This is a genomic window from Sphingobacterium sp. 40-24, assembly GCF_001899705.1.
Classification (GTDB): Bacteria; Bacteroidota; Bacteroidia; order Sphingobacteriales; family Sphingobacteriaceae; genus Sphingobacterium; species Sphingobacterium multivorum.
The window spans coordinates 81,933-103,553 of record NZ_MKWH01000009.1 but is presented as its reverse complement, the minus strand read 5'-3'; the positions used below and the strand labels follow the sequence as shown (position 1 = coordinate 103,553).

Annotated in this window: 18 protein-coding genes; 12 read left to right on the top strand and 6 right to left on the bottom strand. The window is 37.4% G+C overall.

All coding sequences use genetic code 11. From position 1 onward, the window contains the following. The first annotated feature begins 121 nt into the window (after positions 1–121). Positions 122–1,621 carry a S41 family peptidase gene (locus BGP15_RS03745; protein ID WP_286768752.1) on the top strand — a complete coding sequence of 500 codons (1,500 nt, stop codon included), beginning with the start codon at positions 122–124 and terminating at the stop codon, positions 1,619–1,621. Positions 1,622–1,802: 181 nt separating this feature from the next. Here the strand turns inward: BGP15_RS03745 and BGP15_RS03740 are convergent, their stop codons facing one another. The 6 genes from BGP15_RS03740 to BGP15_RS03715 all read right to left on the bottom strand — a co-directional run bounded on the left by BGP15_RS03740 (position 1,803) and on the right by BGP15_RS03715 (position 7,693). Continuing rightward, on the bottom strand, positions 1,803–2,717 hold the full coding sequence (locus BGP15_RS03740; RefSeq protein WP_286768751.1) for a hypothetical protein: 915 nt from the start codon (positions 2,715–2,717) through the stop codon (positions 1,803–1,805). Positions 2,718–2,899: 182 nt separating this feature from the next. Beyond that, the gene (locus tag BGP15_RS03735) at positions 2,900–4,528 is read right to left on the bottom strand and encodes an ABC transporter ATP-binding protein (RefSeq protein ID WP_286768750.1); all 1,629 of its coding nucleotides are present in this window, start codon (positions 4,526–4,528) and stop codon (positions 2,900–2,902) included. A gap of 1 nt (position 4,529) precedes the next feature. After that, positions 4,530–4,799 carry a PqqD family protein gene (locus tag BGP15_RS03730; RefSeq protein WP_286768749.1) on the bottom strand — a complete coding sequence of 90 codons (270 nt, stop codon included), beginning with the start codon at positions 4,797–4,799 and terminating at the stop codon, positions 4,530–4,532. 163 nt (positions 4,800–4,962) lie between these two features. Next, positions 4,963–5,874: an NAD-dependent epimerase/dehydratase family protein gene (locus BGP15_RS03725; protein WP_286768748.1), complete on the bottom strand. Its 912-nt coding sequence runs from the start codon at positions 5,872–5,874 to the stop codon at positions 4,963–4,965. Between the two features lie 415 nt (positions 5,875–6,289). Beyond that, on the bottom strand, positions 6,290–6,778 hold the full coding sequence (locus BGP15_RS03720; RefSeq protein WP_286768747.1) for a S24/S26 family peptidase: 489 nt from the start codon (positions 6,776–6,778) through the stop codon (positions 6,290–6,292). Between the two features lie 3 nt (positions 6,779–6,781). Next, positions 6,782–7,693 (bottom strand): DUF5106 domain-containing protein, encoded by a 912-nt coding sequence (locus BGP15_RS03715; protein ID WP_286768746.1) that lies wholly within the window; start codon positions 7,691–7,693, stop codon positions 6,782–6,784. A gap of 285 nt (positions 7,694–7,978) precedes the next feature. Here BGP15_RS03715 and BGP15_RS03710 point away from each other — a divergent pair, with 285 nt between their 5' ends. The 11 genes from BGP15_RS03710 to wecB all read left to right on the top strand — a co-directional run bounded on the left by BGP15_RS03710 (position 7,979) and on the right by wecB (position 21,494). After that, positions 7,979–10,510, top strand: coding sequence for a polysaccharide biosynthesis/export family protein (locus BGP15_RS03710; RefSeq protein ID WP_286768745.1), 2,532 nt, complete (start codon positions 7,979–7,981; stop codon positions 10,508–10,510). Between the two features lie 3 nt (positions 10,511–10,513). Then, on the top strand, positions 10,514–11,587 hold the full coding sequence (locus BGP15_RS03705) for a lipopolysaccharide biosynthesis protein (protein WP_286768744.1): 1,074 nt from the start codon (positions 10,514–10,516) through the stop codon (positions 11,585–11,587). An 11-nt stretch (positions 11,588–11,598) separates the two neighbouring features. Next, positions 11,599–13,125 (top strand): lipopolysaccharide biosynthesis protein, encoded by a 1,527-nt coding sequence (locus BGP15_RS03700; RefSeq protein WP_286768743.1) that lies wholly within the window; start codon positions 11,599–11,601, stop codon positions 13,123–13,125. After that, positions 13,122–13,850, top strand: a complete 729-nt coding sequence (locus tag BGP15_RS03695) for a glycosyltransferase family 32 protein (protein WP_286768742.1) — start codon at positions 13,122–13,124, stop codon at positions 13,848–13,850. The genes BGP15_RS03700 and BGP15_RS03695 overlap by 4 nt, the downstream gene beginning before the upstream one ends. Positions 13,851–13,860: 10 nt before the next feature. After that, positions 13,861–14,817 (top strand): glycosyltransferase family 2 protein, encoded by a 957-nt coding sequence (locus BGP15_RS03690; RefSeq protein WP_286768741.1) that lies wholly within the window; start codon positions 13,861–13,863, stop codon positions 14,815–14,817. A gap of 6 nt (positions 14,818–14,823) precedes the next feature. Further along, a complete protein-coding gene (locus tag BGP15_RS03685) occupies positions 14,824–15,744 on the top strand; it encodes a glycosyltransferase family 2 protein (RefSeq protein WP_286768740.1) in 921 nt (306 codons plus the stop codon). Between the two features lie 64 nt (positions 15,745–15,808). Then, positions 15,809–17,065, top strand: a complete 1,257-nt coding sequence (locus BGP15_RS03680; protein ID WP_286768739.1) for a hypothetical protein — start codon at positions 15,809–15,811, stop codon at positions 17,063–17,065. Further along, complete coding sequence (locus tag BGP15_RS03675) at positions 17,037–18,074, top strand: glycosyltransferase family 4 protein (protein WP_286768738.1); 1,038 nt, start codon at positions 17,037–17,039, stop codon at positions 18,072–18,074. The genes BGP15_RS03680 and BGP15_RS03675 overlap by 29 nt, the downstream gene beginning before the upstream one ends. Positions 18,075–18,077: 3 nt before the next feature. Next, a complete protein-coding gene (locus BGP15_RS03670) occupies positions 18,078–19,145 on the top strand; it encodes a glycosyltransferase family 4 protein (protein ID WP_286768737.1) in 1,068 nt (355 codons plus the stop codon). Then, positions 19,142–20,299, top strand: a complete 1,158-nt coding sequence (locus BGP15_RS03665; RefSeq protein WP_286768736.1) for a glycosyltransferase family 4 protein — start codon at positions 19,142–19,144, stop codon at positions 20,297–20,299. Before BGP15_RS03670 ends, BGP15_RS03665 begins: the two co-directional genes overlap by 4 nt. Positions 20,300–20,375: 76 nt before the next feature. Beyond that, complete coding sequence (gene wecB, locus BGP15_RS03660; protein ID WP_286768735.1) at positions 20,376–21,494, top strand: non-hydrolyzing UDP-N-acetylglucosamine 2-epimerase; 1,119 nt, start codon at positions 20,376–20,378, stop codon at positions 21,492–21,494. The last annotated feature ends 127 nt before the right edge of the window (positions 21,495–21,621 follow it).

Genomic DNA, 21,621 nt, shown 5'->3' with positions numbered 1-21,621 from the left:
GCTTGTTCTCCTAACGTTTTTCAATAGGTAGTAAACACGCTGGCACTCCCCATGGTCAGCGTGTTTTTTTTATTGCGGATCAACTTAAATTATTTATGTTTGTTTTACAAATGTTTCAACTATGAACTTAGAGCCTTTAAAACAAACAGGACGTTTGGCCACCATAGCACTGACTGGACTTTTTGTCTTTTCTTGCAAAAAGGATACCCCTAAACCTGAACCCGAGCCCGAACCAGTCGAGCGCACCGAAGCGCAGTTGATTAAGGATGACATCTATAAGTATTATAAGCTATATTCACTTTGGGACAAATCCATCCCTGATTATACCAGTGATCCTTCTCAATTCACGGATAAATATGGTTCAGCAGATATGGTGCTCGATGCGCTGAAGAAGCTGACACCGGTACATGCGGCTTATCCAAACGGGGTCTTTGACCGATTTTCCTATATGCTGGGACTAGATGGTTATAATACCGGAACAACGGCTTCAGGCAGGCTTAAAATGGATACGAACGATGGGTACGGCATCTATGTTCAATTGGGGACAGAAGACGAAAAAACGGCACAGCCCATTATCTATTTTGTAGAAGGTGGATCACCGGCGCAAAAGGCGGGTTTTAAGCGTTCCGATTTTATTACGGCAGTCAACGGTGATTCCGATTATTCGATCGCCGTCACCTGTACGACGACAGGTTGTACGATTAATGATGCAAGTGCGCGGGATAAAATGATGAATAAACTGAATGCTGCCCTGGACGCTGGTACACTTAAGTTGCAGGTGAAACATCAGGACGGGACAACAACGACTAAAGATCTTACTTATGCGAATGGTTATACCATTGATCCCATTTATAAAGATTCCGTCTATACCTATAATGGAAACAACGTAGGTTATCTTGCCTTATCATCTTTTGAAGAAATCGAAAATAATAATGTCAATCAACAAAAGATCGATGCCGCTTTTGAAAAATTCCAGACTCAGCAGATTAAAAGTTTAATTGTTGATTTACGCTACAATGGAGGGGGATATGTAGATGCGTCTGCTTATGTCGCCGATAAAATTGGTGGAGCCATTACCAAAGGAAAGCTGATGCTCACCTATGAGGTGAACGATTATATCAAAGCGACGCCGAGCATCAATAAGATGTTTCAGGATACAAAATTTGAAGGCAAGAGCAATTTGAACTTGAGTAAAGTCTATTTTCTGGTGAGTGACCGTACAGCATCGGCAGCAGAAATGATAATTAATGTACTCAAGCCCTATCTGCAGGTGCAGATCATCGCCTCTGGTACACGTACATACGGTAAACCTGTAGGTTTCTTTGAGCAGGTTGTCCAAAAGAAGGTATCTTTCTGGCCAGTTTCCTTTCTTTTGAAGAATTCTGCGAATTTTTCAGACTATTGGGATGGCTTGGTTCCCGATAAAAGCAATATAACAGATTATGTATTTGTTGATGTGGGTGACAAGAAAGAAACGATGTTGGCGACAGCCTTGAACGATGCTGCACCGGGTATTACCACCAAAGCTTCTATCAATGCCATAAGCCGGAAGGGGTATCGTACGCTTAATCAAGGCGAGGTCAATATACGGCCTGATCGGGGTATGATCAAGAAACGTTAGTTTCGCCTTGTGTTCGTACCTTATTCGCACAGCGTTCGGGCGCGAACAAAGGCTGTACAGTCTTTGTACAGATCCTGACCAGATAATATCTGTTAGGGATCTGGTCAAGGCCTGTTGCATATTGGGTCAACATCTGTCCGCGGTCGAAGCAATTCCGAAGCAGGTACGAATCAGGTCCCTTTTATTCGTTCGAAAAAAGATAAGAATGGCATAGTTCTGCCGCGGCAGCATCCGGTAGGCATTTTAAGTAGCCGACAGGAACCTGAGCGATGATCTTTTCCAAAATGGTATTCATGTTGGAAAATAATTCCTTGTTCCACCGGATAGAAGTACAGCTGGGCAATACCGCAATAAAGCCTTTTAAGCCTTTCTGCCATTCAAATTCATTCATTGGTGCCTGTTGTAAGCGAACAAACCCCTGCAAGGGCAGTTGTTCATTTTTATAACAAGGCGTCTTTCCGCTCCATGGTGTTCCATAAATTAATACGCCTTCATCGGTTATTCGAATGGCTGGATTATCGTCGTTGAGTAAAACGGTGTTTGGAATATGTTGTAGCCAAAGTCGACTATGTGTGCTCTTACCGGTGCCGCTCTTGCCTAAGAAAGCGACACCTCTGCCGTTATGGTTCGCTACAGAAGCATGGATCATGATTGTATTGTGTAAAAGACTCGCCTGCCCAAAGATCATCATGGCCATCCAGGTAATAACACCGCCCTGTTCATCCGCTGAGCTTGTTGGGACATAAAGTGTTGAATGTTCAAAATTGCGGTCGCTTTGGAGGTACCAAAGCCCGTTGCCCTGTTCGTTGCTGATTGTTGTAATGAACGTATCTTCTTTTTCATAAAAGCGAAATCGATCTCCCCATGCAATAGATTCGTCTGTCCGAAGTGTGCCCATATCCTCAGGTATTGGTGCTGTTGCTAAACTGACCGTGATGCTGATATCTGTTTTGTCGCTGGAGTCTAGCCACTGAAAGTCCCGAAACGAAGGAAGGAGCTGTGCTAGCGGATAATTTACGGGATGATTAAACTCCAGTATTAATTCCGCGATGCGGTAGCGTGTCTGGGATAGTTCGGATGATGTCGTCAAATTCATGTTAAATATTATTTCGTGGGTGCGCAATGCCCGTTTTGTCTCTTAAAAATATGTTCGAAAATCAGGCTTAAGTATTTGCCGATCATTTCTTTTTATCTCATAGCTGTTGTCAGTTACTTCTGTTCATTTGTCTATTTTGCCGATATGCGTCTTATTGATCCGCTACGTTGCTCGAATAATGTTTAGTCGAGATAAATACGTTGCTGGCATTTTTCGGCCAGGTGCAGGTCATGGGTTACAAACAAGCATATTTTGTGCTTTCCATGTTCCAATAGTCGTTGAATTAACGTATCCGATGTCGTCTTATCCAATGCGGAAGTAACCTCATCGAAGAGCCATATGTCACCGTCGTGCATGAGTGCGCGGGCAATCGCAACGCGCTGTGCCTGCCCTTCCGATAGGCCGATGCCAGATTCACCGACGACAGTATCGATGCCGTCGGGTAGGTCAAATACAAATTCCGCACAAGCAAGCCAAAGCGCTTTTTGCATATCCATTGTTCCTTCTTCTTTGACATGAAGCAGTAAATTCTCACGAATGGTACCGCTGAACAGCGAATTTCCCTGCGGAATATAAGCGAGGTTGATCCGATGGCTGGCGGTTAGCGGCCTTTCACCATCCCTGTCTATGAGTGAAATTTCTCCTTTTTCAGCTTTTAGCAGTGCTAGCAGCAAACGGATCAAAGTTGTCTTTCCTTTTCCGCTGGGTCCGATGATTGCGGTTGGCTCACCCACCTTTAAAGAAAGGTTTAGATTTTGTAACACCCATTTATCTTCATAGCGGAAGGAGAGATCATTGATACGAAGTTCCTGTGTCTCATGGAGACGTTGCTGTGTTACTTGTGGCTCGATTTCTCCAGCTTGTAGTTCAAGTAGACGGTCTGCGGATACCCGGAAACGCACAAAGCCGGGGATATAAGCAATCAATGCGAGGATGGGCGATTGTATTCTTGCTACCAATTGTAAGAAAGCGGTCATGGTACCAAATGAAATCTGACCGGATTGCAACCGGTAAATGCCCCAGATAAAAGCAATTAAATATCCGGCGTTCATGGCCACTTTCATGGCGCCTTGCGTATAGGTGGAAAAGTTGAGCTGGCGTATTTTCAACAAAAGCAGTTGATGCTGGCTCGCTAATAGTTTCTCTCTTCTCTTGGGGAAGATGCCCATTGCCCGAATGAGCAGACGAAAACGTAGATTTTCCTGTAGCACCTTTGAAAAATTGCTTTCCTCCTCCTTGACTTCCTTGCTGAGCTTACGCATCTTGCGGAAATACAATTTTGAAAATACAAAAAGGGGCGAGATGGCCAGTATCATCAGCGCCAGCATGGGATCCATGTACCATAGGAAGCCTACCGATGCCAATAGCTGGATCGTGGTCAATATAAAAGACAGGAATGTATTGGCGATGGTATTGGCGACTTCCTCACAGTCCGTCTGGATGCGGATCTGAATATCACCCGTATGCCAGTTCTTGACTAATTGCCATATGGAGAGCATCTGTGCGTCGAGCATCGTCCGTTGGAGCTGGAGCGTAAGTTTCAATTTGATCTGCTCCATCATACGACCCGAATAGCCCTTGATTCCTACATTTAGAGCAATACTTCCAACGATACCAATCAGTAGCCATTTCAATGGTAGATCTCCATGGGATGTGGCGGTGTCAACAGCTTTTTTGGATAAAAACACAAAAGCGAGGGAAAGGCCAATGCATATCAGTTCCAGTATGAAATAGAGGAACAGTTTGCTTCGGTATCCCTGGGTGATTGACCAAGCCCAACGCAGGTGTTGCTTCAAGCTATTGTTGTTCATTTCATTTTTCCAACAAACCCTGTTTTTGGAAGTCCTGAAGGAGGATTTCAGCATCAGATTTTGCCTGATCAATGTCTACGTCATAGTTTTCACAGAGTAAGTCGACAATCGTGTCACTTGTGAATTCTTTTCCCTTGAGTTCTTCCCAAAGCCAGGCCGCCGAGCTGTTGAGCGTATATACTGTTGACAGGTCGACCATATCTTGGCTGGGGTCTACAATCAAATGATCTGAACCGATGGTTCTCAAAATTAAATCCGATCTTAACTTCATAAGGTTTAAAATATAATAATAAGTGATAGCTTGATACAGGCTATGTTATCAAACATAAATAAATTGTGCCTTAAATACAATATAAAAGACTCGTATTTAAGGCACAATTTTAATTTTTATTTCAGCGGTTGTCTATTGCTCTGCTTTGCGGTTCAAATATGTTTTACTGTTGCCTTAATGATCTAATGGTGTCACGCAGACCCTCCTTAGCTGTTTTAGGCAAACGCTCGATTGCCAGAGCAACTTTTATTTTTTTATTTGAAACAACGAGGTTGCTGGTCAGCTTTTTTAAACGCCAAGTATTTAGTGGGAAAACCGTACTGTGATCACCGATTTTCGACAGAAAGGAAACTATACGCTTCGGCAATGGAAAGCAAGGAATTTTTAAGCCTGTTTCCTGTTTCATGATATTTACGATTTCATTGGACGATAAAGTTTCATCGTCGGATAAGTGATAAATTCCTGAATTTATCTTTTCATTTTGTAAAAGAATCTGTTCAACGAAGAAGCAAAAGTTATCAACGGACAGAAAAGAGCGTTTATTCTTAAAACGAACCAATGGATAAGGAATTCCTTTGCTTACGATAGAAAACAACTGTTTTAGATTTCCTTTGTCGCCGGAACCATGTACCATGGGGGGACGTAAGATAATTAATTTCTTATCTGTAGGCAGTTGTTGACTCATCAGCCACTCTTCTGCTGCTTGTTTAGATTTACCATAAGGTGAAACGGAGTTATAAGAAGCATTTTCCGAAAGAGATTTTACAGACTCTACTTCTTCAATGGCCGCGAGGGAGCTGATATGGACAAATAAATTCGCTTGGGAGGAAATAAAAAGGTTAAACGCTTTTTTTGCTAACTCAAAGTTTGCAAAAAAGAAATCCTCTTCCGTTGCCTTACCCGTAAAATCGTGGGCTTTTCCTACCAAATTGATCATGCAATCTGTTGGAAAATTGTCTTTCGACCAGCTTAAATCTCTCATCGAAACAAATTCACATTGAATTGGTTCCTTTAGCTTCTTCTTCAAATGACTCCCTAAGAATCCGCTACTTCCCCCTAAAACTAATACTTTCATCTTATTACCCTTAACGCTTTCTCTTCAATATTTATATAGCTAAATAAATATGTTTAATTATTTTAGAATTCTGAATCTTTTAATCCATTATTAAATAGTTTTAAAATGGATAATTAAAAGCGATAGTTTGAAGGATATTTAACATTGTAAAAAACTTTCTTCATAATTCGAGCTAAAATAATTAATGCAAATATACATATATTTACTTATTTTTATTTACCCAACGTTAATTCTATCTAAATTGCTACAGTTCAATGTTAATTTTTTTTAAAGTCTAGCGTTTTTTTTCACTACTCCAGCACAAAAGAAGACTTTATCCGAAAGCGAGGGCTTTGGAATGAAAATTTTTATCCGATTGTTTTTAAATAGCTATTTATTTCCCGTGAAATTTTAGATACTTCTCATCGAAGGCAAGTTATTTGATGAATGTATTTGTGTAGGAATCAATCAATTTTAATTTGGTAAGTATACGACGTACTAACCGGATGTGATACCAGCCTAGTCCTCGTAATCTTGCCCAGTTGCGGTCAATGTTGATTGCCCTTCCCGCGGCTTGCGGATAATGCATATAGGCAATGGCGATGATGTCTGTTGCTCCCACATATTCACGAAGTACAAGATTCCCATCTCCCGCTAATATATATTGATCATTATTCTTGCCCACAAAACGATGGAAAACAAATTTATTCTTGTCTTTGGCCAATATATTGGAGCCTAAGGCTAAGCGTTCACCCTCATAAGCCCGTAGAAGCACGGTGTCTCCATCCTTGATAAATGGAAGCATACTGTTCCCTTTGATTCTGATGCGGACTTCCTTGCCCTCACGAAGGATACGTTGTACCTCGGCAAAATAGTCTTCATTTGAAATAACCCTTGCTTTGCTGTCGTTTGTGTTTTCAGGCATCGGTTAGGGATTAGTTTTAACAAAATAGGCAATGACTTGCTGCAAATAGCTGTCTTTTAATAATACCTTTTTATTTTCATCCAGGAGATAAATTGTTGGTGAAGCTTTGAGATCGTATAAATTGAAAGACAATATTTTGCTCTCAGCATCAAAACCGTTGATCCATTGTTCGGACAGTTGTGACTGGTAGTTTTTCCATTTCGTGCGGTCACCCCATGGATCGATAGCCAGTACCTGTACCTGTAATTGCGTAAAGAGCTGCACCAATTGCGGTGTATCACGAAGCTGTTGGATGGTTTCTTTGCAATGCGAGCAGTCCGGATCGTAGAAAATCAAGAAGGTATATTTAGCTTTAGTATTCGATAGTTTTTGTTTTTTGCCATTTGCCAATTCATATGTAAAGTCTTCGGCAGTTTTTCCCTCTTTATTTCGAAGGACCAATTTGTACGTAGGTCTGTAGGCTTCTTTTTCAAGGTCTGAAAGCAAATCTGTTTTAATCAAATAACGTAATACCGATTCGTATACGATGTCATTCCGCATGGGCGAATTACCATCGTATAGGTAATGCTCGTATTGCTTAATAAAATAATCGAAGCTTGTGCGGTTGACTTTTGCTTTCTTCAGCATGAGATCTACAGCTTTATCTCTTGTTGCGGAATCTGGCGTCTGTGCCAATAGCTGAATAAAGTCGGCAAGCTGCTGTTCACCTTTCTCCGGGTTTTTCACTTGGGCAGCATCCTGCATGTTAAATTTGTCCCAAAAATGGAATAAGGTACTGTCTGCAGTACTCACCGGTTTTTCATTTTGTTGTGCAATGTCTTTTTGTTGCTTACTTTTTGTACTATCCTTACAAGAACAACAAAACAAGATTACTACACATATGGGTAGCCGAAAGCTAAAGATTAGACTTTTCATTTAATTTATGCTTAACTTTACGAAGTTAATAAAACTTTCAGGATTCTACTTGAACGAAGGTAATCCCATTCTGTAAGATTTTATTGACCATATCTAGTCTCTCTATCTAATTTAAATTAGTAAGTAGCGAATGTTGTTATAAATACGTTATGAAAATTTGATGAATCCTCCAGCTAATAGGTTAAATGAAATAAAAGATGGGAAATAGGTCCTTCATTGAGTAAATTTTCAAACCATTTAATTAAATAGTTTTACTAATTTTGCGGCAAAATGCTGAAGTATCGAATGAAAAGAATAATATTATGGTTATGTATAGCAGGATTTGTGGGAACAGTACATGCCCAAACTAACCCTGCTAATATAAAAGTAGACAATCTAAGTGACGCCCAAGTCGAGCAGTATGTGAAGCAGGCCGCTTTAATGGGGTATAACGAAAACCAGTTAGATTCTTTTGGGCGTGCTCAAGGTGTTTCAGCTGTGGAAGTCCAAAAATTAAAAGAACGTCTGGCGAAAATAAAACGCAAAAAACAACAACCCGATCAATTACAAGGCTCTTCAAACCAATCGCGTAACAGCCGTTTAAATGGTCGTCAGGTAGATGGTTATTCCAACGCAGATTCATTGCAAAATAAGCAGAAGAATATAAGGGATTCGATTGATAATGAAGAAGGCAAGCTCAAGATTTTTGGCTCAGACCTTTTTAAGAATAATGCCATCACTTTTGAACCCAATCTGCGTATGGCTACACCTAGCTCCTACATTATTGGTCCAGACGATGAAATCTTGTTAGATATTACAGGAGACAATGAAGCATCTTATCAACTTCCCGTAAGCCCCGACGGAACGATTAAAGTGGAATATGTGGGGCAGATCAATGTGGCTGGTTTGTCCATTGCTGCAGCAAAAAGTAAAATAGAGCAACGTTTGAGTGGTACTTATCCAGCGTTACGCTCGGGAAAAACCCAAGTGAGTGTTAATATTGGCAATATCCGTACGATTCGGGTGACATTGACAGGTGCTGTTACTAAGCCTGGAACTTACAGCTTGCCTTCCTTGGCGACTGTCTTCAATGCATTGTATGCCGCAGGAGGGCCGAATAAAAACGGAACTTATCGTAAAATTCAGGTGATTCGTGGTAATCGTGTGGTGAGCACGATTGATGTATATGACTTCTTGGCGAATGGCATACAACAAGGAAATATCCGTCTGCAGGATCAGGATATTATTCATATACCCGTTTATGGAGCCAGAGTGCAGTTTGAAGGCGAAGTTAAGCGTCCCGCAATTTTTGAAACGGTGCCTGGAGAGTCGCTATCGGATATCTTACGTTATGCCGGAGACTTTACGGAGAACGCCTATAGTGCCAAAATTAAAGTTCTTCAAACAACAGGTCGCGAACGTAGTGTTCAGGATATCTATGCTGATCAGTTTGCAAACTATACACCCAAAGGTGGCGATCAGTATATTGTAGAACCGATATTGGAACGTTTCGCCAATCGTATTAGTGTATTAGGAGCGGTATTCCGTCCCGGTATTTTCGGTTTGGAGCCAGGCATGACGTTAAAACAGGTTCTGGAGATGGCCGATGGCGTGCGTGAAGATGCCTTCTTGGAGCGCGGTATCATTAATCGTCTTAAAGCAGATAATACTTCGGAATTAATTAGTTTTAATGTACGCGATATCCTAGCCGGTACAGCTGCGGATATCCCCCTAAAAAGAGAAGATAAGATTGAGATTTCTTCCATTTTTGATTTAAGGGACGAATATAAATTCACTGTTCAAGGGGAGGTCCGTTTTCCGGGTGATTTTCCATTTGCCAGCAATGCAACGTTGGGCGATATCATTCAGAAAGCCGGGGGGCTGACTGAGGGCGCGAAGAATGCCCGCGTAGAAATCGCTCGCCGTATCAAAAACTTAGATGTGATAGACCATCGCTCCTCGCAAACTGTTTTGGTGGATATTAAAGACGGTGTGATTACCGATCCAAACATGACATTGGAACCTTACGATGTTATCTCTGTTTTGGGCGATGCCGGTTTCCGTACACAACGTCAGGTCAAAATTGAAGGCGAAGTGCTATATCCGGGTTATTATACGATTTCACGTGAGGATGAGCGTATTTCAGATATTATCAAGCGTGCAGGCGGTTTGACCACTTATGCTTATACAGAAGGAGCGTCATTAAAACGCACCGGTATGTCTAAATTAAAAGTAGCGGAGAAAAAGGAGCAGGAGCGATTGAAGAAAGAACTGGAAAAGGATGGATTGGATGAAGATGGCAATCAAAAAGATACAAGCTCCGACCAGGATAACGAAACAAACAATAACGGTACGAAAGCAAAAAGTGCAGCTTTGGCAAAAGTATCACAACAAGGAACTTCAGCATCTGATATTGAGCCGAGTGACCTGGTGGGTATTGAATTAAATAAAATATTAGAAAAACCATATGAAAAGGGAGACCTCCTGGTTTTGGATGGCGATATTATCAATGTTCCAAAAGAACTGGAGACCGTTAAAGTTATGGGTGAGGTTTTGAATCCAAACAATGTGGTATATGTGAAAGGTAAGAATTTAAAATACTATGTGAACCAAGCAGGGGGATTTACGGACAACGCTTTAAAGAAACGTGTTTTCGTTCAGTATGCCAATGGTGCAGTGAAAGGAAAAGATGGCGGCTATCCCGAGGTTAAACCCGGGGCTGAAATTATTGTTCCTAAACGTGCTCCTAGAGAAAAATTGAGTTCACAAGCATGGGTAGGAATTGGTACTGGGATTGCTTCAACTTTAGCTATTATTGTTAGTTTATTTAGGAAATAAAAAATGATGGACACTAGTAGTGCGAAAAGAGATATAACTTTGAAAGAGTTTATATTAAAGGCTCGGGGTTTACTGAAATATTTGTGGATAAAATGGTATTACATTCTATTAGCAGGGATTCTCGGTGCAATTTTTGGCTTCTTTTATGCTCAAAGCCAGAAGCAAATTTTTACAGCCACAACAACATTTGTTTTGGAATCAGGAGATAATAGCACCGGGGGTATGAGCCAAATGGTGGGTTTAGCAGCTCTTGCAGGCGTAAATTTAAACCAGTCTGGTGGAGGTATTTTTCAGGGCGAAAATCTATTTGAACTGTACAGATCTAGAAAAATGATTGAAAGGACATTATTATTATCTTCACCGTCTGATAGTTCTTTATTGTTATTAGATCGTTATTTTATGCTCCATAACGATAAAAAGAGATGGAAAGAGCAGAATCCAAAATTATTGCAAATCGATTTTAGACAGCGTGGAAAAGGTGATCTTTTACGTGCTAGAGATAGTATTCTACAAACAGTTATTAAAGATATTAATCTGAATAACTTGAATGTTGGCAAATTGGATAAGAAGTCAGGTCTTATAAAAATAGATGTCCATTCTATCAATGAAACATTTTCTAAAGAATTCAATGAATCACTAGTCTCTGAGGTAAATCGTTTTTATATAAATACAAAAACTAAAAAATCTCTTGAAAATATTCGTATTCTTCAATACAAAACTGATTCTGTTAGAGCAATAATGAATGGGGATATTAGTATTGCTGCCTCTGTAGGTGATGCAACTCCTAATTTAAATCCCACTAGGCTTGCGCAGAGACTTATTCCGACTCAACGATCTCAGTTCTCTGCAGAAACAAATAAGGCAATTTTAGCACAACTCGTTCAGAACTTGGAGATGTCCAAAATGAGTTTGTTAAGAGAGTCACCCCTAATTGAAGTTGTAGATGAGCCGATTTATCCCCTTCCATTTATTAAATTGAGTAGACTAAAAATTGCTCTATTAGTTGGTATTGGAGCAGCTTTTCTTTGTGTAGGTGTATTATTGGGAAAAAAATTGTTTAGGCATATATTGTCCTAATAGCACTACGAATGGATTTAAGAAGATTTATCATCAATTTGATTTCAAATGGTTTAAGCGCTCTTTCTGGAATTGGCCTCTCATTCTTTTTAACACCATATATTGTTGAAACTTTAGGTAAGGAGGGATATGGCTTTTATCCCCTTTCGAGCAATTTTGTGATGTACGCAGGCATTTTAACGACGGCATTAAATTCTATGTCTTCTCGCTTTATTACAATTAGTTTAGAAAAAAGAGATATTAAACAAGTCAATACATATTTCAATTCAGTATTGTTTGGAAATCTTTTGGTTTCGCTATTTTTTTTAGTTGTAGGCGGATTATTTATTTTTTTTGCAGATACTATATTGGATATTCCAATAGATTTAAAACTGGATGTTAAGTTTTTATTTGCTTTTGTTTTTTTGGGGTTAATAATTAACGTTTCTTCTTCTATTTTTTCTGTAAGTGCCTTTGCGCTAAATAGATTTGATCGGCTTGCGATGATTAATATTGGTGTAAACATTATTCGTTTACTTACCATCATTATTTTATTTTATATTTTCACACCTCGGTTGTATTTTCTTGGGTTGGCGTCAGTTTTTTCTGCACTGTACTTCCTATTTGCCAGTTATAGAGTGACAAAAAAACTACTTCCAGAAGTCCACTTTTCTTTAAATGATTTTTCTTGGAACGCACTATCTATATTGGTCGGGGCTGGAGTTTGGAATTCTATATTAGCTCTTTCTAATGTAATAAATACACAAGTTGACTTGATATTGGCCAATAGATTTTTCGGAGCAAGCGAAATGGGGTTGTTGTCGCTGACAAAAATTGTCCCCACTGCTTTACAAATGCTACTGGGCATAGTCGTACCTCTTTTTCTTCCAGACTTGTTAAAAGCTTACGCGAATGGTGAGATTAGTAAAATGAAAACGAACTTAGATTTCTCTTTTAAAGCTATATTTATTATTGTACTCTTTCCAGTAGCTATATTTTTTGTCTATGGTGAGGACTTTTTTAAACTTTGGTTACCTAACGAGGATTATACACAACTCTATCGTCTTTCTATTATTACGCTAACGCCCTTGTTAATTCACGGGACAATAGAGACAATACACCATGTATTTGTGATTACAAATAAGTTGAAGGCAGCATCCTTCTGGGGGATTTTTATTTCTTTGACGAGCTTTATTTTAGTTATATTACTTTGTCGTTATTCCAATTTAGGAATTTATGCAATCCCAATGGCGGGCTTAATTACAGGTACAATAAGTCATCTTACATTTACACCTCTATATGCAGCTAAATGTTTGGATGAGAATGCAGTATATTTTTACAAAAGAATCTTGAAAGGAACTTTTAGTTTTCTGTTATTATTTGCCTTAGCATGTATTTGGAAGGAGGCAAACCTAGTAATAACTACCACATGGCTTGGTTTATTTTCTAATCTTTTTATTTTGGGGGGTGTGTTATTTATAATTTGTTTGTTTCTGATGTTTGACATCGCAATTTTGCATAGATTTTATTTGAAAATTATAAAAAAAATTAAAATATGATACCAAAGATTATTCACTATTGTTGGTTCGGAAGGGGCGAGTTGCCAGATTTGGCAAAAAAATGTATTAATTCTTGGCAATTATATTTACCAGAATATAAATTACAATTATGGAACGAAGATAATTTTGATTTAACAATCTATCCCTATGCAATTGAAGCCTACAATGCGCGCAAATTTGCATTTGTGACGGATGTATGTAGACTTCACGCTTTAAAAGAATATGGGGGAATCTATTTGGATACTGATGTAGAAATATTGAAGCCGATTGATAATTTTTTGGATAGACATGAGGCATTCTCTGGGTTTGAAGATAACAATTACGTACCCACCGGGATGATGGCGAGTGTTAAGAATGGTGATTGGGTGACTGATCTTCTGTCTATGTATAATGGCAGAAGTTTTTATCTTTCTGACGGCAGTTTGGATTTGACTCCCAATACCGAAACAATCACTGCTTTTATGGAAAATAAAGGTATTGTAATGAACAATTCATTTCAAGAAGTTGATGGATATTGCGCATTTTATCCAAGTGAGTATTTCTGTCCTAAAAGTTGGAAAACTATGGAAACAATAATTACAAACAATACATATTGCATTCATCATTTTGCCGGATCTTGGTTGCCAAGTAAAAGAAAACAACGACTATATGATTTATTATGTAAATTCATTGGACTAGCGAATGTAAAGAAGTTAGCTGGACTTTATCGTAAATTAAAGAAATAGCGTATTAAAAATGATAGTTGAAAATAGCATTTCATCCGTATTGGTTTCTGTTATAGTTCCAGTTTATAATGTAGAACTATATTTAGTGGATTGTCTTGAATCTATTTGTAAACAAAGTTATAGAAATTTGGAAATAATTGTTGTTAACGATGGTTCTATTGATAATTCCCTACATATCTGTTATGAGTTCGCTCGGAAAGATTCGAGAATCCAAGTAATTGATAAACCAAATGGTGGGCTATCGGATGCTCGAAATTCCGGATTAACAGTCTGTAAAGGTGAATACATCTGTTTTATCGATAGCGATGATGTTATTCACAAGGATTTTGTAAGCATTCTGTTCAATTCCATAGCTGACGGAGATATATGTATGTGTTATTTCACAAGATTTTATAATGATGTAATACCAGACGACCAAAGTATAGCAGAGGTTTCAGCAGAAGAGTTTAGTGGTGATTTTGTCAACCAAAATTTATATGATGAAAAGTTTGATGTCAATGCAATTACTGTTTGGAATAAATTGTACAGAAAGAGTATTTGGAAGGATTTAAGATTTCCGGTAAATAGATTGCATGAAGATGAGTTTGTAGTGCATCAGGTTTTGGACCTTTCAAAATCTTTTCGTTTGGTTGACGAATCTTTATATTATTACCGGGTTCGGGAAGGTAGTATTACGAAGGTTAAGAATCAAAAAAACATATTAGATTCTATAGAAGCTTTAAGAAATCGTCGTGATTATTACAGAAATCGCGGTTGGAATCAGCAGGTAATTAAAACGAGGAGTTTGGAGCGCTCACTGATGTTGAGTCCATCTGTAGATTCAAAAACTTTTCCTCAATGGAAGTCGTATGGTGTAATTGATATTTTGCGAGATGAAATATCATTAAAAATGAAACTTCTAATGTTGTTGAAAAAGATGTCGGCTCGTTTGTATATGAGATTTGCAAAAAGAAAAGGATGGGAGTAATTTGATATGAAGTTTTCAATAGTCATTCCTTTATTTAATAAATCTGCTTATATCCTTCGTTCTGTAAAAAGCGTATTGGCTCAGAGCTTTCAGGATTTTGAGCTGCTTTTGGTCGATGATGGATCAACAGATGATGGTGTGGAGGTGTTGGAGAGAGAAATCAAGGATTTGCGGCTAAGAATTATTCGAAAAGAAAATGGTGGAGTGTCATCTGCGCGAAATATAGGAATTGTAGAAGCAAAGTGTGATTATATTTGTTTTTTGGATGCTGATGATGTTTGGCACCCTGAATTTTTAAACTGCGTAGCACATACAATTAAAATTCACCCTGATTTGGAAATAGTTGGGGTTAGATTCGAAGAAGTGTTAGAAGGTACTTCGGTTAATTTTAATAGAGATCCTTTCGAGATTAAGCAAGATGCTGTCAAATTGAAAGATTATTTCAAGCAAGCTTCGAAGTCTGCGCTATTTAATTCTTCCTCTACTGTGGTTCGGAGAGACGTTTTCAATAAAGTTGGAAAATTTGACGAGCTTCTTAGTCATGGAGAAGATATTGACATGTGGTTCCGAATCATGCTTAGCGTCTCTGAAGCTTATTACATTCCAACTTATCTATCATACTATTTTGTGGGTAATTCAGATCAGGCTACTGGTAAGCTTCCTGAATTGGATAGACATTTGGTAGGAAGTTTTTTCTCAAAATATAAGGATCAATATTTAGATTCTAATGTTCCTTACTTTAAGGAATTCTTCAATAATTATTTATTAGTCAATCTGAGACCATTTTATATACGAGATCACGAACAAAAACACGTTGAAGATATACTGTCGGATTTAATGACTCAGGGGGGGAAGATCAACTGGTTTTATCGTATTCCACGTTGTCTAGTAAAAAAAATTTATTATTTCAAAAAGCGATTTATTTAGGCTTATGAGTCTATTGTTAGGAAGGATGTCACGTATAGGTTGGGTACTTATAAATATTATTTTTATGGTATTAGGTACTTATTATCCTGATTTTATGACAACCGTCCTCGTGTTGGCAACGCTCACAAACTTTTTTTTAATAATATGTCTGAAGAATATACAGCCTGCTATGATTATGGCGTTATTCTTTCTTTCATATTTATTGTTTTTGTTTCCCTACTATTTTTTAGGGTATAGAATGGTCGTCTATACTGAGTACTATGAGCCAGCTCTTTTTGATAAAGCGCTCATTATTCATTCAATATTTTTAAATTCATTCTTTTTATTCTTAAAGCCAAATATTAACATTCAACGGTTTAAATTAATAGATTTAGTGCCTACAAGATCAAATAAATATTTTTTTTGGGGACTGGCAATTCTTTTGATATTCATTGTCATTACGATGAAAGGTCAGAGCGTTGTTGGTGACGGCGAGAATTCTTATGAAGCCTATATGGAAAATCTTGAAGGTCAGGGGGGGATTTTGGAGTATTTTTATTTACTATTTATCGTTGGATTCTTTTTTGCCGTAAATAACCGACACAGAAAAATTTTGATGGGTATTGCAATTGCATATTGCTTACAATGTATTGTTAGAGGCTACCGTATTCAAATGGTTCAAATGGGGTTATTAACTTTCCTGTTATTTTTTGACAATTATTTTAAGCTATGGAAAATAATTGGTTTGTGTATTCTTGGAGTTCTTATTTCAGAGGTCATTAGCGCCTTGAAGATGACGGGAGGAATAGATTATGACACATTAGTAAAAGGTGTGGATTTCGCAAAAGAAGGAGAAGTTTTAATTGTCAATCAAACAGATGTCTTCTATTCTTCTGTGACTTTTTTAGGGCTGATACAGGATGGAATTTTAGATTTTTGGACTAGATTCTATTCTATGCTTGGTTTCCTACTGAATTGGTTTGTTCCATCTTCATTTGTGTGGCAGGAAGCTAGGTTACCAAGTTTTAGCAAAAACTATACTAATCTGGGAGGGGGGGGATTGGTTTCGCTATATATTTATGTATGGTTTGGTTACCTAGGTGTTGTGGCTTTGGGCTATATTTTAGCAAAAGGAATAAACTATACATTTAAAGATAGAGGAAAAAGTATTCTGAAAATTGTACCCATTATTATTTTCTCCGTTTATCCACGTTGGTTTGCATATGATCCTGGGAATTTCCTGTTCCGTTTCAGCATTTATTTACTAGGATTGTATTTCGTATTATATGAGATCGTTAATTATTTAAAAAAAGATGTTGAAGGAGAAAGTATTAATAGTTGATTTAACGTCTTTTTTTGGTGGAGGGCAGCGCTTTGTACTTTCTTTGGCAACTGCGTTTCATCAAACTGACGTAGAGTTGTATTCTATCGTTAAATGCAAGCAGCTTTACGATATACTCCCTGAAAATACGAGTTATTTTTTGGAGGCCGAGGGTAAACTTGGTACGATTAGAATAATTAATGAACAAATAAAGTTAAAACGTATCGATAAGATTATTCTTAATGGTAATGCCGTGATTTATCTCGCTCCATTTATTAGATGTAAAAACAAAATAGCTTATAAGCATACTTCAAATAATGCGTTTTCAGGAATGAGACGGATCTTAGGCCCTCTTCTTCTTAATTTTTCTTATTTATTCTGTCGTCATATTGTTCTTCTTTATAACAAATCTCGACATGAGGTCTTTTCTTTTAATCGTAGTAAAGTAAACATTATCTATAACGGAATTTCTATCAAAAAGAAACCAGCCCGCGTCATTAGAAATATGTCTACGGAAAAGATAATTTTTGGAGTTGTATCGCGGGTTGAAGCGAATAAAGGATTGGAATGGCTTATAAAAGTTTTTATTGAAAAATTTAATAACAATAAACTTGAGTTGCATATTGCTGGAGATGGTCCACATATGGGGATATTAAAAGAAATGTTAGCTCGCTCAAATGTAAAGAATATTGTATTGAAAGGATTTATCCATGAAGTGGATCGGTTTTTAGAACAACTTGATGTTTTTATTCTTCCCTCGCGATTTGAATCTTTTCCTCTTTCGATTTTAGAAGCCATGTCTGTTGGCTTACCAATTATAGCAACAGATAGTGGAGGTGTAAGTGAAATGGTGAAGACTAATTACAACGGATTTTTGATAAATTATAATGATGATTGTTCTCTTTTTCAAGCTATAGAATCGCTATTCGAGGATACAGAGGCACGATTGGTGTTCGGCCAAAATTCTATGAAATTGGTTCAGGATAAATTTGATATAGCGATACAGATATCTAAAATAAAGCAGTTGTAGAATATGGTTACAAAAGTTTATTATGACGCAAATTTCTCCAAGGGTGAATTTAGGGGGATGGGAAAATATATCAATTATATCGATCATGTTTTGTCCAATGAAGGATTTCATGTGAATCCAATAGTGCGAGGTGGTGAGACAGATCTTGGCTACAATTCGATCGGACTAAGAAATTATATACTTTGGGAACAAATTAGTGTTCCAATTTTTCAAAAACGAAATAAGGGGATGTATATATTTCCTTATAACACGGCACCACTGTTTATGGTGGATGAGGGAAATCTTAATGTTTTGGTTGTACATGACCTCATCTTTATGGAAAACCTAGGTGATTCGAAATCTGTACGTCAAAAAATAGGTAAAGCCTATCGGAGGTTCATCGTCCCTAGAATCATTCATCGATTTGATCATATAATTACTGTGTCGGAATATTCAAAGAGTAAGATAATTAATAGATTTAATATTTCGGAAGATAAAATTACGGTAATTCCTAATTCAATTGAATTAAAGTCTTTACATAGTGATATTCCTCGAGAGAATTATATTTTTCATTTGGGAGGAGAACCTGATTATAAAAATACAAAAGTATTATTGAGAGGTTTTGCTTTGCTTCCTGACGAAATACGCGAAAAATACTCACTTAAGATATTAGGTATAAGAGATAGTTCAGTCGTACGCTCTTACTTAAAAATATGTGCTGACATGGGGATTTCGAATCGTGTTGAGTTTTTAGGCTATCAAACGGATGCAGAAGTTGAGGATTTATACAAGAAAGCTTCACTTTTTGTTTTTACTTCAATAGAAGAAGGATTTGGTATTCCACTGATTGAAGCGATGACTTATAAGACACCGTTATTAAGTAGCGCTTCATCATGTCTCCCTGAAATTGCTGGTGACGCTGCGATTTACTTCAATCCTTATGATGAACAAGATTTAGCCACTAAGATGCAAAGTGTTTTGCTTAATCCATCTCAAATGGATAGTCGAATTTATCAAGGGGAGATGCAACTAAAGCGTTTCTCAAAAGAAGTTGTTAAACAGAAAATAATAAAATATTTCAGTAATCTATGAGAATATTATTAATACTGCCTAGTTTTCCGTATCCTGCGGATAGTGGATACAGAATCAAGACATTCAATTTAATTCGTATTCTTCAGAAACACTTTGAGGTTGAAATGATGATTTTACAGTTAACACCTGAAGATCACGATATGTCATATTTCGAAGAGAATAAAATTGTCAGTAGTTTTTTTTCGATAGGTTTAATTGAAAAAGCTGTAAACTTAATCGCCGCAATCTTTACTCGCCGTCCTTTTCAATCTGCTGTGTATAGCTGTAAAAAGGCCCGCAAAAAGTTGATAAGTAGCATTGATAAATATGATTATGTCGTTTGCAGTATGATCAGAACGAGTAGTTATATAGACTTGATTCCGAAAAATAAACTAATTGTTGATATGGTAGATCTATTATCAAAAAGCTATTCGAAATCAAAAGAAAATACAAATTCCCAATTTTTTAAATTGATTTATAAACTCGAAGCTGGGCGTTTGGCATCGATGGAGAGATATGTTTCCGAGCATGCTAGGTGTGTTCTGCTGGTCAATAAAGAAGAAGCAGAGGAATTGAACCGATTTCAAAATAATGCCAAGTGGATCCCGAACGGTGTAAATAGCTCGTTATTCAACTACGATAAAATTAATTTAAGTTTTTCATACGATATTGTTTTTTTAGGAACAATGAATTATCAACCTAATATTGATGCTATTTTATGGTTAGATAAGTATGTCCTCGATTATTTGGACCCTAAAATTCGGCTTACTATTATTGGAAGAAACCCTGCTACACCAATATTAGATTTACAAAAAAGACGTAAGAATGTTTTGATCACAGGTTATGTACAAGATCCATATGTTATTTTGAATTCTAGTTTGGCAGTGGTTGCGCCCATGCAAAATGGTGGCGGAATCCAAAATAAACTGCTAGAGAGTATGGCTTTAGGGACAATTAATGTTGTTACGAGTTACGCGGCAAATCCTATCGTTGGAGCGAAAGACGGTGAGCATTTTCTTGTTAAAGATGATCCTCAGGAGTTTGCTCGTGCAGTAAATGCCATTCTCTTGGATCACGACCAATACATTTATTTAAAAAAGAGCGCGAAAGATTTTATTTGTAGTAAATATACCTGGCAACAATATGAAGATTCTTTGATGCAATGTTTTCGGTAAAATAATAGAGTTGTATAGATGTAATTTTCAAATAAGCCTGTATTTTTTTAAGGTAGGCTTTGTTTAGCAGATTTTTATGAAAAAAAATTTAATTATATTCGGAACAAGGCCCGAGGCCATAAAGATGGCACCATTGGTAAAGGCGTTTGCGGCGGAAAACCTGTTTCAGACTAAGGTTTGTGTTACTGCCCAACATCGTGAGATGCTTGATCAAGTATTAGCCTTTTTTGATATTCACCCAGATTTTGATTTAAACCTAATGAGAAAAGATCAAAATCTCTATACACTTACTGCCGAAATCATAATGGGCTTAAAGAGTGTCATGGAAGAATTTAAACCTGATTACGTGTATGTGCATGGCGACACAACTACTACTATGGCCGCTAGTATTGCCGCTTTCTATTCTGGAGCTAAAATATGTCATGTCGAGGCGGGATTAAGAACCCACGACAAGCGTTCTCCGTTCCCAGAGGAACTTAATCGCCAATTAACTGGCCGTATGGCTGATTTTCACTTTGCTCCAACTGAAGCATCACGTACAAATTTATTATCAGAGAATATAAAAGAAGATACTATCGTCGTTACTGGTAATACAGTGATTGATGCCTTACTTTATAGTACTAAAGAAGTCGAATATGTTAATGATAAAGAAATTACGTTTCTGAAGACTATTGTGGATCATTCAAAGAAATTAATCCTCGTAACGGGGCATCGTAGAGAGAATCATGGACAAGGATTTATCAATATATGTGAGGCTTTAAAAGATATTGCTAAGATAAATCCAGAAGTTCAGATTATTTACCCAGTACATTTAAATCCAAATGTATCCAAGCCCGTATACCAAATTTTATCTAATATATCTAACATACATTTAATCGATCCACTATCTTATCCTGCATTCGTTTGGTTGATGAATTGCTCTTATTTAATTATTACTGATTCCGGAGGAGTTCAGGAGGAAGCCCCAAGTCTAGGCAAGCCAGTCTTAGTTTTGCGTGATACTACGGAGCGTCCTGAAGCGGTTGAGGCCGGCACAGTTATATTAGTCGGAACCGATAAAGCAAAAATAGTAGAGGAAACACAAAATCTATTAGAAAACAGTGTATTATATAATAGGATGAGGGAATTACACAATCCATATGGGAGCGGCGACGCATGCCATAAAATTATTTCTTTCATTAAAAATATCAGTTAAGCTAATGGAATTTGAATTGCTAAAAATTCTTTAAAAGTTTATATTTATTAAATTAGCAGCTTCAAGGTATTAAGAGATTACGGAGCAAGCCTAAGGTTTAAGTGCAAAAAAAAATACTAATTTTGCC